The 22,765-nt window shown below is 58.9% G+C and carries 23 protein-coding genes; 8 read left to right on the plus strand and 15 right to left on the minus strand.

The window, feature by feature from the left end:
* Window positions 1–10 precede the first annotated feature (10 nt).
* The 3 genes from mnmE to TRM7557_RS12480 all read right to left on the minus strand — a co-directional run bounded on the left by mnmE (window position 11) and on the right by TRM7557_RS12480 (window position 3,206).
* Entirely contained in the window at window positions 11–1,297 is a 1,287-nt protein-coding gene (gene mnmE / locus TRM7557_RS12470) for a tRNA uridine-5-carboxymethylaminomethyl(34) synthesis GTPase MnmE (RefSeq protein ID WP_058290531.1), read from the minus strand.
* A 26-nt stretch (window positions 1,298–1,323) separates the two neighbouring features.
* A complete protein-coding gene (rho, locus tag TRM7557_RS12475; protein WP_058290532.1) occupies window positions 1,324–2,595 on the minus strand; it encodes a transcription termination factor Rho in 1,272 nt (423 codons plus the stop codon).
* 155 nt (window positions 2,596–2,750) lie between these two features.
* On the minus strand, window positions 2,751–3,206 hold the full coding sequence (locus TRM7557_RS12480) for a CopD family protein (RefSeq protein ID WP_058290533.1): 456 nt from the start codon (window positions 3,204–3,206) through the stop codon (window positions 2,751–2,753).
* Between the two features lie 418 nt (window positions 3,207–3,624).
* Between TRM7557_RS12480 and TRM7557_RS12485 the strand changes: the two genes are divergently transcribed.
* The 4 genes from TRM7557_RS12485 to dnaQ are packed head-to-tail and all read left to right on the plus strand — an operon-like array spanning window position 3,625 to window position 6,362.
* Entirely contained in the window at window positions 3,625–4,224 is a 600-nt protein-coding gene (locus TRM7557_RS12485) for a Maf family protein (RefSeq protein WP_058290534.1), read from the plus strand.
* A complete protein-coding gene (locus tag TRM7557_RS12490) occupies window positions 4,221–5,054 on the plus strand; it encodes a shikimate dehydrogenase (protein ID WP_058290535.1) in 834 nt (277 codons plus the stop codon). Before TRM7557_RS12485 ends, TRM7557_RS12490 begins: the two co-directional genes overlap by 4 nt.
* On the plus strand, window positions 5,051–5,644 hold the full coding sequence (coaE, locus tag TRM7557_RS12495; RefSeq protein ID WP_058290536.1) for a dephospho-CoA kinase: 594 nt from the start codon (window positions 5,051–5,053) through the stop codon (window positions 5,642–5,644). The genes TRM7557_RS12490 and coaE overlap by 4 nt, the downstream gene beginning before the upstream one ends.
* On the plus strand, window positions 5,637–6,362 hold the full coding sequence (gene dnaQ / locus TRM7557_RS12500) for a DNA polymerase III subunit epsilon (RefSeq protein ID WP_058290537.1): 726 nt from the start codon (window positions 5,637–5,639) through the stop codon (window positions 6,360–6,362). Before coaE ends, dnaQ begins: the two co-directional genes overlap by 8 nt.
* Before the next feature lie 52 nt (window positions 6,363–6,414).
* Here dnaQ and secB read toward each other — a convergent pair whose 3' ends face one another.
* Both secB and TRM7557_RS12510 read right to left on the minus strand, forming a co-directional pair.
* Entirely contained in the window at window positions 6,415–6,906 is a 492-nt protein-coding gene (gene secB, locus TRM7557_RS12505) for a protein-export chaperone SecB (protein WP_058290538.1), read from the minus strand.
* Between the two features lie 66 nt (window positions 6,907–6,972).
* Window positions 6,973–7,470 carry an FxsA family protein gene (locus tag TRM7557_RS12510; protein WP_058290539.1) on the minus strand — a complete coding sequence of 166 codons (498 nt, stop codon included), beginning with the start codon at window positions 7,468–7,470 and terminating at the stop codon, window positions 6,973–6,975.
* A gap of 112 nt (window positions 7,471–7,582) precedes the next feature.
* On the opposite strand from TRM7557_RS12510, the gene TRM7557_RS12515 reads away from it, so the two are divergent.
* The 3 genes from TRM7557_RS12515 to TRM7557_RS12525 are packed head-to-tail and all read left to right on the plus strand — an operon-like array spanning window position 7,583 to window position 9,895.
* A complete protein-coding gene (locus TRM7557_RS12515) occupies window positions 7,583–8,239 on the plus strand; it encodes a Tim44/TimA family putative adaptor protein (protein WP_058290540.1) in 657 nt (218 codons plus the stop codon).
* A gap of 7 nt (window positions 8,240–8,246) precedes the next feature.
* The gene (mltA, locus tag TRM7557_RS12520; RefSeq protein WP_058290541.1) at window positions 8,247–9,296 is read left to right on the plus strand and encodes a murein transglycosylase A; all 1,050 of its coding nucleotides are present in this window, start codon (window positions 8,247–8,249) and stop codon (window positions 9,294–9,296) included.
* Window positions 9,296–9,895 (plus strand): Smr/MutS family protein, encoded by a 600-nt coding sequence (locus TRM7557_RS12525; RefSeq protein ID WP_058290542.1) that lies wholly within the window; start codon window positions 9,296–9,298, stop codon window positions 9,893–9,895. The genes mltA and TRM7557_RS12525 overlap by 1 nt, the downstream gene beginning before the upstream one ends.
* Before the next feature lie 19 nt (window positions 9,896–9,914).
* Here the strand turns inward: TRM7557_RS12525 and TRM7557_RS12530 are convergent, their stop codons facing one another.
* From TRM7557_RS12530 to hslV, 4 genes are all read right to left on the minus strand, one after another.
* Window positions 9,915–10,958: an alpha/beta hydrolase gene (locus TRM7557_RS12530; protein WP_235811470.1), complete on the minus strand. Its 1,044-nt coding sequence runs from the start codon at window positions 10,956–10,958 to the stop codon at window positions 9,915–9,917.
* A 145-nt stretch (window positions 10,959–11,103) separates the two neighbouring features.
* Entirely contained in the window at window positions 11,104–12,414 is a 1,311-nt protein-coding gene (hslU, locus tag TRM7557_RS12535) for an ATP-dependent protease ATPase subunit HslU (protein ID WP_058290543.1), read from the minus strand.
* A gap of 9 nt (window positions 12,415–12,423) precedes the next feature.
* Complete coding sequence (locus TRM7557_RS12540; RefSeq protein WP_058290544.1) at window positions 12,424–13,482, minus strand: hypothetical protein; 1,059 nt, start codon at window positions 13,480–13,482, stop codon at window positions 12,424–12,426.
* Window positions 13,479–14,036 (minus strand): ATP-dependent protease subunit HslV, encoded by a 558-nt coding sequence (gene hslV / locus TRM7557_RS12545; RefSeq protein ID WP_058290545.1) that lies wholly within the window; start codon window positions 14,034–14,036, stop codon window positions 13,479–13,481. Before hslV ends, TRM7557_RS12540 begins: the two co-directional genes overlap by 4 nt.
* Window positions 14,037–14,297: 261 nt before the next feature.
* Here hslV and TRM7557_RS12550 point away from each other — a divergent pair, with 261 nt between their 5' ends.
* Entirely contained in the window at window positions 14,298–14,489 is a 192-nt protein-coding gene (locus tag TRM7557_RS12550; protein ID WP_058290546.1) for a DUF1127 domain-containing protein, read from the plus strand.
* 56 nt (window positions 14,490–14,545) lie between these two features.
* Here TRM7557_RS12550 and TRM7557_RS12555 read toward each other — a convergent pair whose 3' ends face one another.
* The 6 genes from TRM7557_RS12555 to TRM7557_RS12580 all read right to left on the minus strand — a co-directional run bounded on the left by TRM7557_RS12555 (window position 14,546) and on the right by TRM7557_RS12580 (window position 22,751).
* Window positions 14,546–14,911 (minus strand): Lin0512 family protein, encoded by a 366-nt coding sequence (locus TRM7557_RS12555; protein WP_058290547.1) that lies wholly within the window; start codon window positions 14,909–14,911, stop codon window positions 14,546–14,548.
* Window positions 14,908–15,255, minus strand: a complete 348-nt coding sequence (locus TRM7557_RS12560; RefSeq protein ID WP_058290548.1) for a Lin0512 family protein — start codon at window positions 15,253–15,255, stop codon at window positions 14,908–14,910. Before TRM7557_RS12560 ends, TRM7557_RS12555 begins: the two co-directional genes overlap by 4 nt.
* Before the next feature lie 136 nt (window positions 15,256–15,391).
* Window positions 15,392–15,712, minus strand: coding sequence for a thioredoxin (gene trxA / locus TRM7557_RS12565; protein ID WP_058290549.1), 321 nt, complete (start codon window positions 15,710–15,712; stop codon window positions 15,392–15,394).
* A 61-nt stretch (window positions 15,713–15,773) separates the two neighbouring features.
* The gene (gene addA, locus TRM7557_RS12570) at window positions 15,774–19,148 is read right to left on the minus strand and encodes a double-strand break repair helicase AddA (protein ID WP_058290550.1); all 3,375 of its coding nucleotides are present in this window, start codon (window positions 19,146–19,148) and stop codon (window positions 15,774–15,776) included.
* Complete coding sequence (gene addB, locus TRM7557_RS12575; RefSeq protein ID WP_058290551.1) at window positions 19,145–22,081, minus strand: double-strand break repair protein AddB; 2,937 nt, start codon at window positions 22,079–22,081, stop codon at window positions 19,145–19,147. Before addB ends, addA begins: the two co-directional genes overlap by 4 nt.
* The gene (locus tag TRM7557_RS12580; protein WP_235811471.1) at window positions 22,074–22,751 is read right to left on the minus strand and encodes a nucleotidyltransferase family protein; all 678 of its coding nucleotides are present in this window, start codon (window positions 22,749–22,751) and stop codon (window positions 22,074–22,076) included. Before TRM7557_RS12580 ends, addB begins: the two co-directional genes overlap by 8 nt.
* Between the last annotated feature and the right edge of the window lie 14 nt (window positions 22,752–22,765).

Below are 22,765 nucleotides of genomic sequence, written 5' to 3' on the forward strand. Positions count from 1 at the left end.
GAAACAATCCTCATTTTCCAAGACAAAAACTGGAGAAAATTTCATCCAGCAAGTTTTCTACACCCACACGGCCAACCAGCGCTTCAAGCGACCGAATGGCAGATCGCATGTCTTCTGCTGCTATATCATAAAATTCGGGGCCACGCGCCAGGATCTGTCGTGCCGAGGTAAGGCTGGTCTGCGCCGCCTGCATTGCATCCCGGTGCCGCGCGCGTGTTGCAATGCCGGCTTGTGTTGATCGCTCTTTGAGTTGTTCGGACACAAGGGACACCAACTGGTCCACCCCCTGCCCTGTCACCCCAGAAATTGCGCCGCTTGCATCAGCTCGTTGGTCAGCCTTTGGAAAGAAACGCAGATCGCCCTCTTGATACAGGTCCTCAATGTCCTGAAAGTCCTCGGACAGAAAGATACGAAGATCCGCTTTCTCTGCACGCTGACGGGCCCGTTCGATGCCGATACCTTCCACATGGTCTTCGGTTTCGCGCAGCCCAGCTGTATCCAGCAAAGTGACCGGCAGCCCAGCAAGGTCCATACGAACTTCAATAACATCTCGGGTGGTGCCGGCAAATTCTGACGTGATCGCGGCCTCACGGCCGGCAAGCGCATTCAATAACGTGGATTTACCAACATTGGGTGCGCCTACGATTGCGACCTCGAATCCATTGCGAATGCGTTCCGCAATTTTGACACCAGCGGTTTCCTTCTCCAGATCCGACGCCACGCCGGCGAGAAGGCTTTCAACCTCGGGTGTCACATCAACGGGGACGTCTTCATCGGCAAAATCAATGGTCACTTCGATCAGAGAGGCTGCACGGATCAGATCCGCGCGCCAGCGCTCCGCCAGATCGCCAAGCTCGCCGGCAAGGATCACCTGCGCTTGTTTGCGCTGTGCCTCGGTCTCTGCATCTATCAAGTCTGCCAGACCTTCGACCTGCGCAAGATCAAGCTTCCCGTTTTCCAACGCACGTCGGGTGAATTCACCGGGTTCTGCCAGGCGTAGACCGTCTTGGCGGCCCAGCTCTTCCAGCATCGCGCCTACGACCGCAGTACTTCCATGCAATTGAAATTCAACAACATTTTCACCGGTGAAGCTGTTTGGTGCGGAAAACGACAGGACCAGTGCATCGTCAATGACCTCCCCTGCCCCATCCTTCAGCTGCGCCATACGCATACCGCGGGCCGGCAGGGATTTAGCAGCCAATCTCGCCCCACACTCCAATGCCAAAGGACCGGAGACGCGAATAACCGCGACCCCGGCCTTACCATGAGCGGTTGCCAGTGCAAAAATTGTGTCCATGGTGGCCTCCTGGGCCGGCGTGAACGTTAGGCGTTCATCGAATCGAAGAACTCACCGTTGGTTTTGGTTTGCTTAAGCTTCGACAGCAAGAACTCGATCGCATCTGTGGTGCCCATCGGGTTGAGGATACGGCGCAGAACAAAGGTCTTGGCCAGATCCCCTTTGTCGACCAGCAGATCCTCTTTCCGGGTGCCGGACTTGAGGATGTCGATTGCGGGGAACACGCGCTTGTCTGCGATCTTGCGATCCAGAACGATTTCAGAGTTACCGGTGCCTTTGAATTCTTCAAAGATGACCTCATCCATACGCGAGCCGGTGTCGATCAGCGCGGTCGCGATAATGGTTAGCGAGCCACCCTCTTCGATGTTACGGGCTGCACCAAAGAAACGCTTCGGGCGTTGCAGCGCGTTTGCATCAACACCACCGGTCAGAACCTTACCCGAAGACGGGACAACAGTGTTGAAGGCCCTACCAAGTCTTGTGATGGAATCGAGAAGAATCACAACATCTCGTTTATGTTCCACCAGGCGCTTGGCCTTTTCGATGACCATTTCGGACACAGCCACGTGGCGGGTCGCGGGTTCATCAAAGGTCGAAGACACCACCTCGCCCTGTACAGAGCGCTGCATGTCGGTGACTTCTTCCGGGCGTTCGTCGATCAGCAGAACGATCAGATAGCACTCTGGGTGGTTCTGTTCGATCGAATGCGCGATGTTCTGCAGCAGCACGGTTTTACCGGTCCGCGGTGGCGCCACGATCAAAGACCGCTGGCCCTTACCAATCGGCGCAACCAGGTCGATCACACGGGCCGAACGGTCTTTGACGGTGGGATCTTCGATCTCCATCTTCAGGCGTTCTTCCGGGTAAAGCGGTGTCAGGTTGTCAAAAGCAATCTTGTGACGCGCTTTTTCCGGTTCTTCAAAGTTGATCTTGGTCACTTTGGTCAGTGCAAAGTAACGCTCGTTTTCCAGCGGTGCTTTGATCTGACCTTCGACAGTATCGCCTGTACGCAGCGACCACTGACGGATCTGATCCGGAGAAACGTAGATGTCATCGGGACCCGGCAGGTAGTTTGCTTCGGGGGAACGCAGGAAGCCAAAACCGTCCTGCAGCACCTCGAGCACACCATCGCCGCCGATTTCCCAGCCCTCATCCGCGCGTTCGCGCAGAATTTGGAACATCATCTCGCCTTTGCGCATGGTGGAGGCGTTTTCGATCTCCAGCTCTTCCGCCATGGAGAGCAGATCTTTGGGGCTTTTTGCCTTCAGATCGGACAGATTCAAAGATTGGACAGTCATAGCACAGGGCCCTTTAGCCCCATTGGGGCATCGCACACATAAAAATGGAGAATACGGAATCCCGGACGGGCCCGTTTGAGCCCTAGTTACTCAGTCCCCGAGGGTGAGTCAAACCCACTCTCAGCCCCCTGCCCGCTTTTCCGCGATTTGTTGCGTCAGAATTTGAAAATGACCGAAACCACAATGATCACCATCAGCAAAGTCGGCACTTCGTTCATCAGCCGATACTGACGACCGGTCAGTCGGTTTGCGCCTTTTTCAAAGCCTTTGTGGCGCGCCATCAGCCAATGATGGAACCAGGTCATGCCAATGACGCTAGCGCCCTTCATCCAGGGCCACAGAGCGCCCCAATCAACAATCCCTGGGGTCAGCACCAGAAACAGCCCAGCAAGCCACGTAACGACGCTTGCTGGGCCCATGATCAGTTTAAGAAGCTTCCGCTCCATGACGAGGAAGATCGGGCTGACACCTTCCACATTCTCAGCCTGCTCCACGTGATACACAAACAGGCGTGGCAAATAGAAGAGCCCTGCCATCCAACTGATCACGGCCATGATGTGCAGTGATTTCGCGTATGGGTAGAGCGTGTGCATGAGATCAACCAGATCCATTCCAGATATCCTTGGTCCGGAGTTCGAGGGTCATAACCCCATATATAATAAAAAGTTTTATAAGGATGATGATTATGTAGTGCACCCCAAAAACGGTGGATTAATGAGTCGCCGGCTGAGTCGTGCACAGGGTGGATAAAAATAGCGCTCTTTCTGGTGATTCTGTAGAGAAACGGTAATGCGCCATAAAAATAAGGCATCCAAGCCGTGTTGTAACCAGTTTGGGATTGTGGATATGTCTGGGAGAAACTTGAGTAACTGAGTTTATCCCCGCCGGCAGAGTTATCCATATCCCCTCTGATGGAATCGGTGAATGGATGGGACGACTCAGGGGGGTTACTCCCACCCTTGCCTTCGAGGTGGAAAACCATACAAACCGTCCAAAGACCATCGTCAGCTTACTCATAGGGTTTCCCACATGCCTACCCACATCGTACTTGCCTCAGGATCCGAGATCCGCGCCCAACTTCTGCGTCAGGCGGGGATTGAATTCGTGGTAGATGTGGCGCGCGTGGACGAGGATGCGATCAAATCTGCGCTCTTGGCAGAGGAGGCCTCACCGCGGGACATTGCTGATGCGCTGGCCGAATCCAAAGCGCGCCGGGTGAGCCACAAACACCCCGGTCACCTCGTTATGGGATGCGATCAGGTGCTGGATTTCAACGGCGAATTGCTGTCGAAACCCAAAACACCGGAAGAGGCGCAGGAACAATTAAAGCGCATGCGCGGCAAGCGGCACATGTTGTTGTCGGCGGCGGTGATTTACCGCGATGGGGAACCGATCTGGCGTCATGTTGGACAAGTACGCCTGTCCATGCGCATGTTCTCAGACGCCTATATTGAAACTTACGTGGAGCGGAACTGGGACAGTATCCGCCACGCGGTTGGGGCCTATAAACTGGAAGAAGAGGGCGTGCGCCTGTTCACCACGGTTGACGGCAGCTACTTTAATGTTCTGGGATTGCCCCTGCTGGAACTGATAAATTACCTGGGGCTGCAAGGGATCATCGAGCAATGAGTGAGGCAAAAATTCCTCTGGCTGGCGTCATCGGATGCCCGATCGCGCATTCTAAATCACCGCAGATCCATGGCCATTGGCTGAAAACCTATGGCATCAAAGGACACTACGTGCCGATGCATGTGGAACCCGAAGATCTGGAAGCGACCCTGCGCCAGATGCCCAAGATGGGCTTTGTGGGCGCAAATGTGACGATCCCGCATAAAGAAGCGGTGATGGAGATCGCGGATCTGGTCACTGACCGTGCCAAACTGATCGGGGCTGCCAATACGCTGATTTTCCGCGAAGATGGCTCAATCGTCGCGGACAATACCGATGGCTATGGTTTTATCTTCAATCTCCACCAGGGCGCACCCGATTGGGACCCCAAGGCCGGGCCGGCAACGGTGATCGGGGCAGGGGGCGCGGCACGGGCTGTTGTGGCCTCGCTGCTGGAGGCTGGTACGCCGGAAATCCGTGTGACGAACAGAACGCGCGCACGCGCTGATCAGTTCCGCGAGGAATTTGGCGAGAAAATCACTGTGGTCGATTGGATTGAGGCCGGCCTGATCATTGAGGACGCAGGGCTGGTGGTGAACACCACGTCATTGGGGATGCAGGGGCAGAAACGCCTGCGGGTGCCGCTGGACGGGCTGCACAAGGGGATTGTTGTGACCGATCTGGTCTATGCGCCGCTGAAAACTGAACTGCTCGAGGTGGCAGAGGCCAAAGGCTGCACCACGGTGGATGGTCTTGGCATGTTGCTGCATCAGGCGGTGCCGGGGTTTGAGCGCTGGTTTGGTCAGCGACCCGAAGTTGACGAGGCCACGCGCGCGGCGGCGTTGGCATGAGGTTTGCGCTTGGGCTTACGGGCTCTATCGGGATGGGGAAATCCACCACCGCCAAGATGTTTGCGGCGGCGGGCTGTGCCGTGTGGGACGCAGATGCGGCTGTGCACCGGCTTTATGGGGCAGGGGGCGCGGCTGTCGAACCTATGCGGGCGGCCTTTCCTGACGCCATTGTCGACGGTGCGGTGAGCCGCGCGGCGCTCAAAACGCTGATCGGCGCAGATCCCAGTGTTCTGAAGCGGATCGAGGCAATTGTGCACCCGCTGGTTGCCGCCGACCGGGCGCAATTCCGCGAAACCGCGACGGCTGATGTTCTTGTCTTTGATATTCCACTGCTTTTTGAGGCCGGCGGGGCGTCTGAAATGGATGCGATTGCCTGTGTTCATGTGGATGCAGAGACCCAGAAAGCCCGCGTCATGGCACGTGGCACCATGTCCGAAGCGCAGTTTGAGCAGATCCGCGCAAAACAGATGCCTATCGCCGACAAGCTGGCGCAAAGCGACTATCATATAGAGACGGACACCCTGGCCCATGCAGAGGCGCAGGTGGCAGAAATCCTGGCTGACATTCGGGGGAAGCAAACCCATGCGTGAGATTGTTCTCGATACGGAAACAACGGGGTTTGATCCGTTTTCCGGTGATCGCATTGTTGAAATTGGTGCGGTTGAATTGTTCAATCATATGCCAACCGGCGAAACGTTCCACGTCTATATCAACCCGCAGCGCTCCATGCCGCACGAGGCCTTTGGTGTGCATGGGATTGGTCCTGACCTGCTGGAGCCGCCGCAGCCCCCTGAACCCGGTCAGGTAACGTTGAAAGACAAGCCGTTGTTTGCTGCCGTTGGTCAGGCATTTCTGGATTTTGTGCGTGATTCCAAGATGATCATTCACAACGCAAGCTTCGATATGAAGTTCCTGAATGCAGAGCTTGATTGGATGGGGCTGCCGAAATTGCCGATGGATCAGGCGGTGGATACGCTTGCCATGGCCCGGAAGAAGTTTCCGGGCTCGCCGGCGACGCTGGACGCGCTGTGCCGCCGGTTTAGCATCGACAACTCCAACCGGACCCTGCACGGGGCGCTTCTTGACTCTGAAATCCTCGCGGATGTGTACCTCGAGCTGATCGGCGGCCGTCAGCCCGACTTTGGTCTGGCCAACGTTGCGGAAACCGGTGGGGCTACCTCTGCGGATGATTGGCGCCCTGTTCCACGTGCAACGCCTCTGTCGTCGCGCCTGTCCGCTGATGAACAGGCTGCTCATGAGGCTTTTGTCGATAAACTGGGGGACGAGGCCCTTTGGAAGCAGGCCTGAACGAAAAACGCCGCCCCAAGAGGCGGCGTTTTCGATTTGATCTGAACCGGACTTAGTTCGCGATTTCTGCGGCAGCAGCCTGACGGCGGGCCAGCTCGTTGCGGTAGATCGCAACAAAGTCGATATTGTCGAGGTTCAGCGGCGGGAAACCACCGTCGCGGGTCACGTCAGACACGATGCGACGCAGGAAGGGGAACAGCATCCGCGGGCATTCGATCATCAGGAAGGGGTGCATTTGCTCTTCCGGGATGCCTTGGATGTTGAAGATGCCAACATAGTCGAGTTCCAGAACAAACAGCGGCTCACCGTCGTTTGCTTTGTTCTTGGATTCGACGTTCAGCTTGGTCATCACCTCGTACTGGTGTTCTGCGGAACGTTTTTTGGCGTCCAGAGCAACCTGAACATTGACGTCGGGCTGAACTTCGCCTGCAACGCCTTTTTGGGCCATAATGTTTTCAAAAGACAGATCGCGGATGAACTGTCCGAGGATGTTCATTTGAACTTGCGGCTGCTGTGCGCCTTCAGTTGCGCCATTCTCGGCCATGGAAATCTCCAAAATTATCGGTTTCGCTTGTGCTTATCAGTTTGGGCGGCTTGGCTCAAAGTTATTTTAGCCCTTATCCGGACCATCGACCCAACCAGACGGCCCCTGACGTGGATTGCGGGGTGCAACCTCTTCGAAGTCGCCGTCAATGACATCATCCTGCGCAGGTCGATGTGGCGCGCCGTAGCTGTGGCTGCCCCCCATTTGGAAGGAGGCCACAGTCATACGATTGCGCAGATAGGCAAACGCCCGCGACCGCACAGCCGGCACCAGCAATAGAAACCCGACCGCATCTGTGAAAAAGCCAGGCGTCAGCAACAATGCACCGGCAAACAGGATCATTGCACCATGCGCCAGAGGTTCGGTTGGGTCTGACAGACGCTCAAAGCTGCCACGCAATTGGCCCAGTGCCATCATACCCTGTGTCCGCACCAGCCAGGTGCCCAGAATCGCTGTAATCACGACGATTGCCAGCGTTGGAAGCAAGCCAATTGCGCCGCCGACCTGTATGAACAGTGCGATCTCGATGATGGGAACCATTAGAAAGGCCAGAAAAAGCGGCATGAATTCAATCCTTATAGCTGGGCTGAGCAGTAGACTTGCCCTAACCTAACACCTACATAAGAGCAGAAGGGGCTGGTTTCAAACCAGCCTGACAGTCTAGCGAGAGGTAGAAATGGAGTCCCCCTTGATCCAGCTTTTGGTATTGGCCGGTATCGCCGTCTTTTTGATCCTGCGCCTGAAAAGCGTTCTTGGGACCCGAGAAGGATTTGAAAAGCCACCTCTTTCGCCCAGCGAAACCCAACGGCCGGAACGCAAGTTCGAAGTGATCGATGGCGCGCCGGATCCCGATATCGTCCACTATGTGGCGGAAGATAGCGACGAGGCCAAAGCGCTGGCGGATATGAAGCGGGTTGAGCCCGATTTTGGTGTCGCTGATTTTGTTCAGGGCGCGCGTGGCGCTTATGAAATGATCCTTATGGGTTTTGAGACCGGCGAACTGGATGGTATTCAGCCCTTCCTGTCCGAAGAAGTGTTCCAAAGCTTTGTGGATGCGGTGTCGCATCGTGAAGATCAGGGCCTGACAATTGAAGCAGACTTCATTGGTGTCCGTGAAACCAATCTGGTCGGTGCAAAATACGATCCGGTGACCGGTCTTGCGGAAATCTCCATGCAGTTTGTCGGAGAGCTTACCTCGGCGGTGCGTAACCGTGAGGGGGAAATCGTCGAAGGCGACCCCAAGGCTATTAAACGCCAGAAGGACACATGGACCTTCGCCCGTACAATGGGCGCAGACGATCCGAACTGGCAGCTTGTCGCCACGGACGTTTGATGTCGTCATGTCGGTGGCGCGCTTAGCACCCCTCAAAGCCGCGGCTTTTGTCGCGGCTTTATGCTGTCCAAAAGGCGCAGGAGCCGAGGTCACGCATCGGGTTCTTGGCTTTCCTGAACTGCCGGGCTGGGTGGGCGATGACCATGCTGCTGCGCTTGATGTGTTCAAATCGACCTGCATCGATATGGATGGCGCGGATTGGCAATCGCTCTGTGCTGTGGCGCATAATCAGGAACCAGATGGCGCGCGCAGTTTTTTTGAGCTGTTCTTTCGCCCCGTTTTGATCGAGGACGGCAAGCAGGGGCTTTTTACCGGCTATTTTGAACCCGAACTCAGGGGCTCTCGTCGGCGCAGCAGCCGCTACCGTTACCCCGTGTATCGCATGCCGCCCGAGGCCCGTGGGGCCCAATGGCTGACCCGGCGCGAGATTCTGACCAGCAATGTAATGCAAGGCCGAGGCCTGGAGATCGCCTGGGTCGACGATCCGGTTGAGCTGTTTTTCCTGCAAATCCAAGGCTCGGGGCGTATTCGTTTGCCTGATGGCAGTGTGATCCGCGTGGGCTACGGTGGCGCCAATGGGCACCCTTATCGGTCGATCGGGCAGGAGTTGGTGCGGCGGGGCATTTTCAATATCCATCAAGTCAGTGCTGATGTCATTGGCAATTGGGTGCGCCGCAACCCGCAAGCAGGGCAAGAGCTTCTGATGCACAGCCCGTCTTATGTCTTCTTCCGCGAAGTGCGCCGTGTCAGCCAGACGGATGGCCCCTTGGGGGCAATGAACCGATCCATCACACCAATGCGGTCAATTGCGGTGGACCCAAAGTTCACGCCACTTGGTGCGCCTGTCTGGGTTGAAAAATCAGGGGCCACTCCGATGAACCGTCTGATGGTGGCGCAGGATACGGGGTCTGCGATCAAGGGCGCGCAGCGCGCAGATATTTTCTTTGGTCCGGGTGACAAAGCCGGCAAGGCCGCAGGACGGCTGAAAGATCCGGGTCGAATGCTGGTGTTATTGCCGATACAACGCGCCTATTCGCTTCTCTCGGAAGACATCTAATGACCCGGCGCAAATTATCAAAAGACGAAATCGAGCTTTGGCACAAAGTGGTCGAACATGCCGAACGCATGCCCAAAGCCCGTGTCCTGCCCGAGGATGGCAGTACGCCGGATCGCCCCTTGCCCAAGCCAAAACCGAAACGCGAAGTGCGCCCGGGCCTTGAACCTTTTACGGTTGGCAGCCGCGCGGCATTGCCACCGCATCCCCACGATCTGAAACCCTCGCCGGCCCGGAAGCTGGCCAGTGATCCCCTGCGCATGGATGAAAAAGCCTATCGCCGGATGAAGCGCGGCAAGCTGAAGCCGGAAGGCAAGCTGGACCTGCATGGGATGCGCGTCGATGCGGCCCATGGTGCGCTGAACCGGTTTATCCTGTCGGCGCAGGCCTCGGGCAAACGCCTGGTGCTGGTAATCACTGGCAAAGGCAAAGACCGGGACGAGCCGGGCCCGATGCCCGTTCCGCGTGGCGTTCTTCGTCATCAGGTGCCGCAGTGGCTGGCGCTGCCGCCTTTGTCGCAGGCAGTTCTGCAGGTGACCCCAGCCCATATCAGCCATGGCGGTGAAGGCGCTTATTACGTCTATCTGCGCCGTGGCCGCTAGTTGGGTGTTTCACCTATAATCAACGCTCTTCTGAGCGCGATATCCGAATTTTCCCATTTTGCAACAATGATGTCTGGCTGGGTGGGAAGAGCTGTCCAAAGAAGGTTTCTCGTGGCCCTTCAAAACTCTGGGTGATCTGGTCGGTGGACCGGATCATGGCGATCAGACTGGGCGATGTGGCGGCTACAAAGTGGCCGACAGTGGCGTCAGATGCGAATTCGGTAATGTCGATAACCTCAACAGGGAGATCTTCCAAACGCTCTGCCGAGGCAATATTGCCCAGACGTCCGGTGGTGACATTGCCCCGAAGCATGGCTGACACGCTCAATACAGCGTCTTTTTCAGACACCATGACGCCAAAGGGCTGCGGCACGCGGGACAGGTCGCGGATCTGGCTTTCGAACAAATCGACACTCAGATCCGGTGCGATCAGAAGAACCGAATCCAGCGTCCGCGCGGCCCAGCCGGGATCTTTGAAATCGCTTTGTCGCAGCATTTCCATTGCCAGTGCTGTTCCCATGGAATGGGCAACAAGGATGATACGTTTGGCGCCCGCTGCCTTGGTGTCCCGGATGACCTGTTCCAAGCCGTTTCGCGCAAAGAGCATGCTTTCGAGATCGTAGGCGTAACCAAACGCGCGGCCGCGGCTGGGCCAGGCGTACATCAGCAAGGATCCGGGCAAATCCACGTCATGGGCAATCTGAGCAGCCCGGTACGCCACTTCAGGCAGGGTGCTGTTGTAACCATGCACAAAAATGGTGACTTCTCGCTCTGACCAGTTGTTCTGACGCTGTTCGCGGACTAGCCGCCCGGCAAGGTCGCGAACACCTGTAACTGGGGTAAGATCGGCAAGCGCAAAGTCACGTTCAGGGTCGGGATTGCGATGGCGGTAAGACAGATCGCCGGGAACGTGGTTTGGCGGGATGGAAACCGTCGCTTCCATCAAGTTCAATGTCTCACTGCGACCGGGACCGAATGTGCCGTCATCAGCCTGTTCGCGGTTGGTTGCAATGAAAACCGTATGCGGCGTTCCGATTGCCTGTGCCTCGGGGAGAATGGGCATCTGATTTCGGTCTGCACAGCCCGCCATGGCGAAACAAAGCACGAAGCTTGTGAAAATGCGCCATAGGAAGTGGCTGCGCATGTGCTTTCCCCCGAACATGTAATGTCAGGAGAAAGCTATTCTATCTGGAGTCGCTGTCTAGTGTTTAAAGAACGTAGCGGCTGACGTCGGTGGACCGGGTCAGCTCGCCGAGGTTCTTTGCCACAAAGGCCTCATCCACCACAATTTTGTCACCGCCGCGATCTGGGGCGGTGAAGGACAGCTCCTCGAACACACGTTCCATAACGGTATAGAGACGACGTGCACCGATGTTTTCGACCGTCTGGTTCACCTCGGCTGCGATCTTAGCCAGCGCCTTGATGCCACCCGGAGTGAATTCCACCACCACCTGTTCGGTGCCCATCAGGGCTTCGTACTGGCGGGTCAGCGCGTTGTCTGTCTCAGTGAGGATCCGGACAAAGTCGTCCTCGGTCAGCGCAGACAGGCTGACGCGGATCGGCAGACGGCCCTGCAGTTCCGGCAGCAGATCCGAGGGCTTTGCAATGTGGAACGCACCCGATGCAATAAACAGGATGTGGTCGGTTTTCACCGGGCCGTGCTTGGTGCTGACGGTTGTACCTTCGATCAGCGGCAGCAGGTCGCGCTGCACACCTTCCCGGCTGACATCGCCGCCGCGGGCGTCCGAGCGGGCACAGACCTTGTCGATCTCATCGAGGAAGACAATGCCGTTCTGCTCCACGCTTTCGAGTGCGGCGCGGGTCACGTTTTCGTCGTCCAGCAGCTTGTCCGCTTCTTCGCCAATCAGGATCTCGTAGCTGTCCGCTACAGAGAGCTTCTTGCGCGTGGTGCGCCCGCCCATGGCTTTGCCGAACAGATCGCCAAGGTTCATCATGCCCATATTGCCGCCGGGTTGGCCGGGGATTTCGAACATGCCGCCCATTGGGTTGGAGGTGTCCGTGATATCCAGTTCAATCACGGTGTCATCCAGCTCGCCAGATTTGAGCTTCTTGCGGAACATCTCGAGCGTCGCGGGGCGCGCATCCTCGCCGGCGATTGCGGCCAGAACACGATCCTCAGCCGCCTTATGGGCCTTGGCTTTGACGTCTTCGCGCATGTGTTCGCGGGTCTGGATGATTGCGGTGTCAACCAGATCGCGGACGATCTGCTCCACGTCGCGGCCAACATAACCCACTTCGGTGAATTTGGTCGCTTCGACCTTGATGAAGGGCGCGCGCGCCAGCTTTGCCAGCCGGCGGGAGATTTCGGTTTTGCCGACGCCGGTGGGGCCGATCATCAGGATGTTTTTGGGATAAACCTCGTCGCGCAGGTCATCCGACAGCTGTTTGCGGCGCCAGCGATTGCGCAGGGCCACGGCCACGGCGCGCTTGGCGTCCTTCTGGCCGATAATGAAACGGTCGAGTTCCGAGACGATTTCGCGGGGTGTCAGATCAGTCATATTTATCCGTCACTGGTGGGAGGGCGGCAGCCGGTGAAGCGGCAGGACGCCCGAAAGAAGGGAGAGAAGCGCGGCGCGGATGCGGGCCCAGAAGGCCCCCAGCGCCACAAGGAAAAGGCCAAGGCCCAGCACAAAAAGGCCTGCGCTTTCGCCGTCGAACACGGTCGAGGCCAGCGCCACAATGTAGCCGATGGCGGTGATCAGGAACGACCGGCGGTCGATCACAATGGCAACCAGCGCAAAGAACAGCAGCACAACAACCAAAAGGGTGTCTTGGCTGCGTTCCATCAGGCTCAGCGCGATGGTGTTTACCAGCGCCGGTGCGGCCACAACATGCAGCCAGAACCCCTGCGCAGACCGTCGCGTGACGCGGTGCGGATCAGAGAGGTCAAACGCCATGGCCATCGCAAACACAGCGAGGCCAACAGCCAGTGTGATCCAGGCAAAGGGCCCCTGCGCGCTGAGCCGGAACAGGTCAGCGAACCCGCTGGGCACGCCGGCCCGGTCCGCACCGATGATCAGCGCAACGGCAAATAGACCCAGCGCCATCAACGCCATGGTGAAGGGCACGCGGAAGCGGATCCAATAGATCGCCAGCGCAACAATCGACAACCCCAGCGCAATCGGCAGAGAGGAATAGTCGTTCTGCGCGATCATAAAGGGTTGCGCCCGCCATGCGGCAAACCCTGCAAGCGCATTGCCTGCAAACATGATCGACAGGGCAATTGCCGGCCCGACCATACGGCGGTGGCGAATGAAATACTCTGAGACGCCCCAAAGGAAGACTGCGCCAATGCCGGCAGCCCCCATCAGATGGGTTTTGTAATTGCCAAAATCCGCGGCCAGCGCGACCGAGTTCATGGTGATCCAGCCGGAACACAGGATGATCAGGCCGATCACAATGAAGATCTCGTTGAAGCCTTTGAACAGCTCAAACGGCTCATCGCCGGGCGCTAGATCTTCGCGCGCGCCCCGGCGGCTGTCGGACAGCGCTTTTAGCGAGGCAGCCTGCGCCTCGCTCAAGAGGCCCGAGCCAACAGCGGCGCGAAGATCATCCGCAGAGATCATTTTGCGATCCGCTCCACGGTCAGGCGGCCGTTGGTATAGACACAGATGTCAGCGGCAATCGCCATTGCATCGCGGGCAATGGTTTCGGCGTCGCGGTCGCTGTCCATCATGCCCCGGGCGGCGGCCAGTGCGAAGTTGCCGCCGGATCCAATGGCGGTCACGTCATGTTCCGGCTCCAGCACGTCGCCGGCACCGGTGATGACAAACAGGTCTTCGCCATCCGTCACAATCAGCATCGCCTCGAGCTTCTGCAGGTATTTGTCGGTGCGCCAGTCTTTGGCCAGTTCCACGCTGGCGCGGGCCAGTTGGCCTGGGGTGGCTTCCAGTTTGACCTCGAGACGTTCCAGCAGGGTGAAGGCATCGGCGGTGGAGCCTGCAAACCCCGCCACAACATCATAGCCGCCGGGCGATAGTTTGCGCACCTTGCGCGCGGTGCCTTTGATCACAGTTTGACCCAGAGAAACCTGCCCGTCGCCGGCGATGACGACCTCGCCGCCTTTGCGGACCCCAATAATGGTCGTGCCGTGCCAGCCCGGAAATTGATCTTCTGCCATTTGTTACTCCGTATTCAGCGGCTGTCAGTTGGTTCCCTATATGGAAGCAAGCCCGGTTCGGCACAAGAGGTGCGCGCGCGGGGGGACAACCCCGGCCAAGATTAACGTGGCTCTGGCTGCGTTATTATTTTGCTTACTTGCTATGCATTCAGCGCAAATCGGGGCTGAAAAACGGGCAGTTGTGAGACTCAGGGGCGGGGCTTACATGGGGCTTACGCGGCGACATTGGGTCAGCCGCACCAACTTAAAGGATTGCGCCAAATGGCAAATGTAAACGTTTCCGCGCCGGTCGGCGCCGTCTCCATCCTCCGCGTCGTGGATTTCGCACTGGCTCTGAAAAACCAGCTGGTTGCTTGGAATGAAATGCGCCTGACGCGCCGCGCTCTGTCCGAGCTGAGCGACGCACAGCTGGCCGATATTGGTCTGTCCCGCCACCAGACCTTCGACATCTAAGTCGACAGCTCAGCTGTGAAGATGAAAAGCCGTCCTAATGGGCGGCTTTTGTCGTTTCAGGACGATTGCTTAAACTGCCCGGCGAGAGAGGGCAGATAAGCCTCGACCGCTGCGGTGGCGATAACGTGTTTTCCGTCGCTGTGTGGATCCAGCACGTCTTGGCCACCAAAGACCGCGCGCACGCTGGCCCGGCCGCGCGGCAGCGAGGCGGCGACCTTTTCGCAATCCACTGCGTCGGGCTGTTGCACCCCGATCGTCACCTCCACGCGCATTTCGGTGTGGTCGATGCCCAGATTGGAAAACAATGTGATCGAGGAATGATGCAACGCATCCTGCACCGCCCGCAGGGCCGCCTTGGTGTAATCCTGCCCGTACAGATCATTGCCTGTTCCCATTTCAAGAATAATGCGCTGATCGCTCATGTTGCGGGCTCCATTTCAAAGGACACGGACAGAGCGGCATTGGCGATGACCGTCACGCCGCCCCCCGGTTTTTCGACATCCAGGCCGCCGCGTTTCACGTGAATTTCAGCCTGCCCATAGGGGAAGATCGCCTTCAGCTTGTCCTGGTCCACCGCATCCGGGTTTTGCACCGCAACTTCGGCGTCGATGATCATGGCTTCTTTTGGGAAGCCGAACAGCTCTGCCATATTGATTGAGTTGTGCCACAGCGCATCGCGGATTGCGCGGTCTGCGGCGGCTGTGTAATCGGCCCGACGCAGGGATGTGCCCATGCCGAACTCTACCAACACTCGTGTTTTTGCCATTCTTGGGCCTCTTGTTGCTGATGGTGCGACAGTCTCTGAAACGGTTGTTTAATCCAAGACCCAGATTGCGCCGGTGCTTCAGACCAAAAAAGGCGCCCCAAAGGACGCCTTTTGGAAAATCTGGTTTGCTCAGATCTTAGATGGATTCGTCGATCCAGCTTTGCAGGGCCGCTTTCGGAGCTGCGCCTGCGCGGTTGGAGACAACCTGACCGTCTTTGAAGATGAACAGCGCCGGAATACCGCGCACGCCCATGGCGGCGGCAGCGTTCGGGTTGCTGTCGACATCAACTTTGGCGATTTTCACTTTGTCGCCGTATTCAGCCGCCAGCTCTTCGAGCGCCGGGCCGATTTGTTTACACGGGCCACACCATTCGGCCCAGAAGTCCACGACAACGGGGACGGTGGAGTTTTTGACTTCTGCGTCAAATGTTTCGTCGGTGACGGCTACGGTGGACATTTGGATGTCTCCTGAAGGGTTGGCAACTGGACTTGGAACCTATGAACCGCATGGGCTGTCGTCAAGGTTCCAGCCTTTGGAATGTGGCTCTTTCACAGGCCTGTGACACCAGGTCGTGCGGAAGCGGCATAAGCGTCGCTGTGCGGGTCCACAAGAGCGCGGTGTCGATCTGACGATCCGGGTAAATCTGCGCAAGGGCCCGGGCATAGGCCCCCATCTGTCGCAACAGGCCTTCGGGGCAGTCCTCGGGCCGGCTGGGGACGGTGGCATTGGATTTGAAATCCACCGCCAGAACGCGTTCGGGCGTGACGATCAGCCGGTCGATTACCCCGTGCAGGCGATCCGCGCCCAGGTCCGCAGTCACGGCAACTTCGGTCAAAGCATCAGATGCAAAGATGTCGGACAGGGCGGGTGCGGTCAGCACAGCGCGGGCCTCTGCCAGCAAGTTTGCCCAATCCTCGTGACGGGCCAGAACTTCGGCGCGACCGTCCCACTCGGATTGAGGCAGGGCGGGCAGGTGTTCAAGAAGGCGATGCAAGGCGGTGCCGCGCGCCATGGCGGCGTCTTCATCAAGGCCAGCTTCACCGGGCAGGGCCTTGGCGCCACCAAGATCCGAGGGGCGCAGCGTTCCACGGGGCGGAACATAATTCGGTGCAGGGTGCTGATAGACTTCGGGCAGGGTGATTGTGCGGAAAACGCGTTCCTTCGCCGGTATCAGGTCAGGCGCGTCCCAATCGGCGTGCGCATAGCGCAGCCCTTCGCCGGTTGGTGTGTCCAAGGGCACCGCCCCAACGGTCTTCATGGCGGCCTCGATCCGCTGGTACCAGCTCTCGCCGGCTTTGTCACGCTCGCCGGCGCCGGCGACGATCAGCCACTTTTCTGCCCGTGTTAGAGCCACATACAAGAGCCGAAGCCGTTCATTTGCCAGCTTTTCCAGCGCCGCGCCGGCCGCTTCGGTCATTGCCGGCGGCATCTGCGCCTGTGACAAACCCCACACGGCGCTGTCCTTCACGTTTAAAATACTATCGAGCCGCGGCGGCTTGCGTTTGGCCGTGTCCGGCAGGATGACAATCGGGGCTTCCAGACCTTTGGAGCCATGCACTGACATCACCCGGATCATATCGCCGGCCGCACCCATCTGGCGTTTGATCTCTAGGTCGTCCGTTTGCATCCAGACGAGGAACCCGGTGAGAGAGGGCGTTTCGGTCCGCTCATAGGCCAGCGCCTGCGACAGCAGCGCGTTTACACCGTCCTCGGCTTCTTGTCCCAGTCGGCCCAGCAGACGTTTGCGCCCATCATGGCGGGTCAGAATGCGCTCGATCAGATCGAAGGGCCGTAGAAAGTCTGCTTGTCCGCGCAGGTCGTCCAAAACGTCCATCGTGCGCGGGAATTCTTCGCCTCGTTTGCGCAGCGCTTCCCACAGATGCATTTCGTCCCGCCGGTGGGCGAGGTCAAACAAGGCCTGTTCGCTCCAGCCAAAAATCGGGGATTTCAGCGCCTCGGCGAGCGCAAGTGAATCCTCGGGCAGGGCAAGAAACCGCAACAGCGCGGCAATGTCTTTCACCGCCAGTTCTGCACCAACCTTCAGGCGGTCAGCGCCGGCGATAGGCAGACCTGCGGCCTTGCAGGCCCGGATCATCTCGGAAAACAGACCCGAGCGGCTTTGCACCAAAATCAGGAAATCGCCGGCTTGAACGGGCCGGCGGACAAAGGTGTCGCGTTCAGGGCCATCTTCGGGAATGGTGACGCCGGACTGGATCATCCGTCTGATCTGATCGGCAATGCTCTCTGCCAGAACAACCGTGTGATGGCGCGGGCTGGGGCGATCAACGGGATCAGTCCAATCGCCGTCTTCGTCGTCTTTGGTTTTTTCGACCATAGGCCACAGGTCCACCCGACCGGGCAGATCGGACTTAAACGCCTGATGTTTGGCATCCGCGTTAAAGCCGGCCCGTGGTTCATGGGCAAAGATCACATCGACCAGCCCAAGGATCGCAGCCGATGAACGGAAGGAAAAGGCAAGCGAGGCGTTCTGTAGACCCTGTCCGGTTTCCTGAAGTCTGCGGCCAAATTCAGCCTGCATACGGTCAAAGGCATCCGGGTCAGCCCCTTGGAACGAATAGATCGACTGCTTTTTATCGCCGACCACAAAAATCGTACGCTCCACCCCCGATCGTGCGCCTTCGCCCGAAGTGAATTCTTGCGCCAGCTTTTCCACCACGTCCCATTGCACCGGGCTGGTGTCCTGCGCTTCGTCTACGAGGATGTGGTCGATGCCACCATCCAAGCGGTACAAGACCCAAGTTGCCACGGCGGGATCATTCAAAAGGTTGCGCGCCTTGAGGATCAGATCGTCAAAATCCAGCCAGCCCCTCAGCTGTTTGCGGCGTTCGTATTCCGGCAAAAATGCGCGGGCAAAATCATGCAGGACCAAAGATTTCTCAACTGCGTACAGCGCCAGACGCAGGGCGCGGGCGCTTTCGATACGGGCCATGAAGGGCTCAAGCTGATCCATCAGCGTGCCGTGGCTTTCGCGCAGTTTCTTGGTCGGAAAGCTGCCGATTTTGGCTGTAAACGGCGCTTTTGCAGAAGCTCCGGTTAGAAACACGCCTTCCAGAACGGTCAGATCCCGCACACCGGGGTCCGGGATCGCGGCCAGTTTATCGGCGGCCTTATTGTCATTCGCGCCGCCACTGCGCAGCATTTCGACCGTGCGTTTCAGAATGTCCGCTTCATTGCCCAGGAACACCTCGCGGTGCAGGTCTTCGTTGGAAAAATCTTCGGGCAGGTCGAACAATGCACACAACTGGCTGCGGTTACAGGCCGGCGAGAAGCCCTGTTGCTTGCCACAGATCGCGCCGGTGATGGCGTCAAAGTCAGGGTCCGTGATGTGATCGGACAGGGCTTGCACCAGATGGGCCTGATCGCCGCGGGCAAAGTCTTCGACGATTTCCGCGCGCAGCAAGGTGGCAGAGCGGTCTTCCATCTCGGCAAACTGTGGGCTCACCCCGGCTTCAAGTGGGAAGCGGCGCAGAAGCGACGAACAGAACGAGTGGATCGTCTGGATCTTCAGGCCGCCGGGCGTTTCAATTGCGCGGGCAAACAACGTGCGTGCCTGCGCAAGGCCTTCGGCAGTTGCGGCGTCTTCGGCCCCCAGATCGGTCAGCGCTGCGCGCAGGGCCACGTCGCCCAGCATGGCCCATTCGCCCAGACGTTTGAACAGGCGGTTCTGCATCTCTGAGGCCGCAGCCTTGGTGTAAGTCAGGCACAGGATGTGCTGAGGTTGCACCCCGCGCAACAACAACCGCGCGACGCGGTCTGTCAGAACCTTGGTTTTGCCGGAGCCCGCGTTGGCCGCGAGCCAGGTCGAGGCATCGGGGCGTGCGGCGCGAAACTGCGCCTCGGATGCGGCATTTCTTGGGGCGCGGTTGGTCATGTCAGATCCTCTGGTGTGGGATCGGTGCTGCGGTCCCATTCACCGTATCGGGCAAGGTGGTCGTAGTCGCCAACATGGGCGTCCTGATGCATCATGCGGCGGCTGGAATAGCCTTGCTCGGCCTCAAAATAGGCTCCGACCAGCTTCTTGAGTTCCGTCCAGACCTTTGTCGGTGGCTCGTCGGTGAGCGGGGCAGCGACCTCGGCGATCGGGGCTTTCATGCCAAGGAACAGGGCACGTTCCACACGGGCAGCCCCAAAGGGTTCAAACGCGCCCTGTTCTGCCATGGCGGCTTCGATCAAGAGCTGTTTTTCGAAAGCTTTCTGTTGGTCTGCTGAGGGCGGCTTGCCGGTTTTGTAGTCATAAAGATGCAGTCCGCCCAATGCGTCGACATCGATCCGGTCGGCCTTGCAGGTAATGTCAAAATCCAACGGCGAGAGACGGGCTGAGCCGCTGACCTCGAGCCCGGCCTTGGAAGGCTTGGCGCGTTTTTGACGTTCGTGTTCGCCGGCGACGAAATCGTCTGCGACCTGCTGCAGGCGGGTCAGCCACAGCGTGCGCGCCAGCGGCCACGGCACATGTTCTTCCAAGCTGCGGCGTGAATGTTCAACGAAGTCGTCAGCGTTGAGGCGGCTGGGATCCTCACCCACGGCCTTCATAAAGTCTTCTAGAACCGCATGGATCACGGTGCCGCGCAGGCGGGCATCGGGTTCTTGGACGAGATCATCCAACGGGCGCAGGCGCAGGACATGTTTGGCGTAAATTGCATAAGGGTCGCGGATCAGGCGCGGGATTTCGGTGACCGACAATTTGCGCGGTCGGCTGGCCACCGGAGGGCGCGGCGAGGGGCGCGGGGCCGGCGCCAGCGGCGTTGGCTCGTCCAAAACGCTTGCCCACTCCAGCCATGTTTTGCCCCGCTCGCGCATGGCTTCCAGTGCGGCGCGCCCGCCCTGTTCTGGCAGGCCCGACAGCAGGTTGGTCAATCGGTTGATCCAGCGCGAAGGCACCGAATCCGCCTCCTCAGTCCGGGTGGCCCGGGTGAGCCACACTTCGGGTGCGGCTATTGCCTGCTGGAAATCATGTGCGGCCAGGCCAATGCGTCGTTCGGGCAACAGCAGGCCGGCTTCGTGGCGCAGCTTGCGGTTCAACCAGGGGTCGGGGCTTGCGGCTTCGGGCCAACTGCCTTCGTTCAACCCGCCAAGGATCACCAGGTCGGCCCCCTGAACACGGGCTTCAAGCGTGCCCCAGATCATGATCGACCCATAAGGCGCATCGCGGTCGCGCACTTCGCCCTGCGACAGCAGCGCGCCCAGAAGATCGGCAAAGTCGCGGGCCGTCATCTCGCCGCCGTATGGGGTTTGGGTTTCCAGTTCCTCAAAGATCTCGCGTGCGCTGCGGCCGGCTTTTTGGTCCCACAGCGTGCCGGCACCTGTGGCCTGCGAGCCTGCGGCGATTGCCTCTGCCAATATGCGCAGATTGCTGACCCAGTCGGTCAGGGGCAATGTGCCTTCGATCTGCTGGCCGGCGAAATGGGTGGCCAGCCAAGGGGCCCAACCTTCGCTGAGATCACGGCCAAGTTCGAAGGTCTGCAGGTCTTCGGCATTTGGAAACGGCGGGCCATAGCGGCGCAGTTTCAGCTCCAACTCTCGTGTTTGGCGCAAATGCGGACCCCGGCCGGCCCCATCGTGGGTCAGGGGGTGTTTCAACAGGGTCAGCAGCATGTCCGCAGCCAGCGGTCGACAAAACAGATCCGCAACATGGCGCAGGAACCGGCCCGGAGGTGACAGTTGCAAGGGCAGGCCCGCGGAGTCATCGGGCAGGATGTTCCAACGGTCCAGCGCGGCTGACACCTGACGGGTCAACATCCGATCCGGCGTAATCAGCGCCGCAGTCTGTCCTTCTTCTGCGGCTTGGCGCAGGCGCAGGGCAATGGCCAGCGCTTCGGCGCGGGGGCTGTCGGCTTCGATCAAGGTGAGCGCTTCGGTTGCTTGGTCAAGGTCGCGCAGCTCTGGGCCTTCGCTCATCCAGGCATCGGTGACCGGGGCCGGGCGCAGCGCCAAAGACACCAGACGGTTGCGGGCTGGCGAGACAGGTTCAGCAGGCCCCCAGGGGCGCACGTCGCGTGGTGTCATCTCCAAATCGCGCATCATTTTGTGAAAGCGGTACTGGGGGTGGTCTTCGGCAACCAGTGCATCATCCAGACCGTCCCAAACATGGTCCGGTTGGTCAAAATCAAACCCGGGTAGAACAATTGCGCCTTGAGGCAGGCGTGCAATCGCCTCCATCAGCATCAGGGTTGTGCCACGAGAACCGGTAGAGCCTGCGAGGATCACCGGGTGCTGTGGTGGCGCGATTTTCCAATCCTCGATCAGATCAAGGACCAGTTGCCGTTGGCGCGCCTGCACATCCATCTGGTCGCCGTGCAGATCGATAAAGTCATCTGCAATACCAATAAAGGCCTGTGCCCGCGCCCAGTGACCGGACATATCCGACACATCCAGACTGCGGATCTGATCTGTGGTAACGCCTTCTCCCTGCATTTCGTCAATGAGGGCCGCAAGGCTGTCGGACAGGTCATAAAGCGAAGACCGCGCTGCCAGATCTGGCTGGGCGTCCAGAAGTTTCGCGATCAGCTGCGACAGCTCCAGACGGCGTCGCAGGGGGGGCAATGGGGGCGGCAGACCCCGCAGTGAGGCGCGTTCGGACAGGCCACCAAGCAGCGACAGCCGTGGCAAAAGACGCGCTGGGCCGGCGTCAAAAAGCTGCCGGACCCGGCGCATCATGCGTTCGGTGTTCAGGATCAGTTCGACCCGGGCCATGGCCTCGGGCGGTTGAGCTTCGAACCGTTGGATCAGCCCCTCGACCAGCGCTTTTGGAAAATCTACGCCGCAAGGCACTGCAAACAGGCGCGGGGCGGGGGTGTCTTTAAACATCGCGGATCAGCTCTTCGGCCAGTTGTATGCCTTCGGGGTGGCCGACATCGCACCAATTCCCGGGATATTCCAGTGCGCAGGCGCGACCATCTGCAATCATCTGGTCCCACAGGCGATTGAGCGAAAACACAGGATCGGGAATGCCGGCCAACCCATCAGTTTTGAGGATCTGCACACCGGTATAGACCAGATCACCGCTGCGGCTGATCTGACCGTCTGGGGCGATCGAAAAATCGCCGCCACCTTTACGCCCGACCGCGCGGGCCAGCGGGACGCACATCAAAAGCGCGTCCATGCGCGCCGGATCCCATGCAGCCGACAAAAGGTCGAGCGGGTTCGGGCCCTTCCAAATCACATCGGCGTTCATTGTGAACACTGCACCAGAGCCGAGCGTTGGCAGGGCCTGCCGCAATCCCCCTCCGGTATCCAGGATCTCGGGCTCGTGGCTGATGTGAACATCGCGGCCCTCAAGATGTGCTGCCAACATATCGCCCAGGTAATGGGTGTTCACCACTTTGGTCAGAGACAGCCCTTTTGTGAGGTCCAGCGCATGGTCGATCAGAGGGCGGCCTGCGACCTCGATCAGGGGTTTGGGGCGATCTGCCGTCAGTGCGCCCATGCGGGTGCCAAAACCTGCGGCAAAGATCATCAGGGAAGCGGGGGCGGCCATTGGGCTCTCCGGGG

The organism is Tritonibacter multivorans (genome assembly GCF_001458415.1).
In the GTDB taxonomy this organism is placed as follows: Bacteria; Pseudomonadota; Alphaproteobacteria; order Rhodobacterales; family Rhodobacteraceae; genus Epibacterium; species Epibacterium multivorans.

Bases quoted from the DNA above. Each gene is read 5' to 3' on its own strand.
- mnmE (WP_058290531.1), bottom strand. From the start codon at position 1,297: ATGGACACAATTTTTGCACTGGCAACCGCTCATGGTAAGGCCGGGGTC.
- rho (WP_058290532.1), bottom strand. From the start codon at position 2,595: ATGACTGTCCAATCTTTGAATCTGTCCGATCTGAAGGCAAAAAGCCCC.
- TRM7557_RS12480 (WP_058290533.1), bottom strand. From the start codon at position 3,206: ATGGATCTGGTTGATCTCATGCACACGCTCTACCCATACGCGAAATCA.
- TRM7557_RS12485 (WP_058290534.1), top strand. From the start codon at position 3,625: ATGCCTACCCACATCGTACTTGCCTCAGGATCCGAGATCCGCGCCCAA.
- TRM7557_RS12490 (WP_058290535.1), top strand. From the start codon at position 4,221: ATGAGTGAGGCAAAAATTCCTCTGGCTGGCGTCATCGGATGCCCGATC.
- coaE (WP_058290536.1), top strand. From the start codon at position 5,051: ATGAGGTTTGCGCTTGGGCTTACGGGCTCTATCGGGATGGGGAAATCC.
- dnaQ (WP_058290537.1), top strand. From the start codon at position 5,637: ATGCGTGAGATTGTTCTCGATACGGAAACAACGGGGTTTGATCCGTTT.
- secB (WP_058290538.1), bottom strand. From the start codon at position 6,906: ATGGCCGAGAATGGCGCAACTGAAGGCGCACAGCAGCCGCAAGTTCAA.
- TRM7557_RS12510 (WP_058290539.1), bottom strand. From the start codon at position 7,470: ATGCCGCTTTTTCTGGCCTTTCTAATGGTTCCCATCATCGAGATCGCA.
- TRM7557_RS12515 (WP_058290540.1), top strand. From the start codon at position 7,583: ATGGAGTCCCCCTTGATCCAGCTTTTGGTATTGGCCGGTATCGCCGTC.
- mltA (WP_058290541.1), top strand. From the start codon at position 8,247: ATGTCGGTGGCGCGCTTAGCACCCCTCAAAGCCGCGGCTTTTGTCGCG.
- TRM7557_RS12525 (WP_058290542.1), top strand. From the start codon at position 9,296: ATGACCCGGCGCAAATTATCAAAAGACGAAATCGAGCTTTGGCACAAA.
- TRM7557_RS12530 (WP_235811470.1), bottom strand. From the start codon at position 10,958: ATGCCCATTCTCCCCGAGGCACAGGCAATCGGAACGCCGCATACGGTT.
- hslU (WP_058290543.1), bottom strand. From the start codon at position 12,414: ATGACTGATCTGACACCCCGCGAAATCGTCTCGGAACTCGACCGTTTC.
- TRM7557_RS12540 (WP_058290544.1), bottom strand. From the start codon at position 13,482: ATGATCTCTGCGGATGATCTTCGCGCCGCTGTTGGCTCGGGCCTCTTG.
- hslV (WP_058290545.1), bottom strand. From the start codon at position 14,036: ATGGCAGAAGATCAATTTCCGGGCTGGCACGGCACGACCATTATTGGG.
- TRM7557_RS12550 (WP_058290546.1), top strand. From the start codon at position 14,298: ATGGCAAATGTAAACGTTTCCGCGCCGGTCGGCGCCGTCTCCATCCTC.
- TRM7557_RS12555 (WP_058290547.1), bottom strand. From the start codon at position 14,911: ATGAGCGATCAGCGCATTATTCTTGAAATGGGAACAGGCAATGATCTG.
- TRM7557_RS12560 (WP_058290548.1), bottom strand. From the start codon at position 15,255: ATGGCAAAAACACGAGTGTTGGTAGAGTTCGGCATGGGCACATCCCTG.
- trxA (WP_058290549.1), bottom strand. From the start codon at position 15,712: ATGTCCACCGTAGCCGTCACCGACGAAACATTTGACGCAGAAGTCAAA.
- addA (WP_058290550.1), bottom strand. From the start codon at position 19,148: ATGACCAACCGCGCCCCAAGAAATGCCGCATCCGAGGCGCAGTTTCGC.
- addB (WP_058290551.1), bottom strand. From the start codon at position 22,081: ATGTTTAAAGACACCCCCGCCCCGCGCCTGTTTGCAGTGCCTTGCGGC.
- TRM7557_RS12580 (WP_235811471.1), bottom strand. From the start codon at position 22,751: ATGGCCGCCCCCGCTTCCCTGATGATCTTTGCCGCAGGTTTTGGCACC.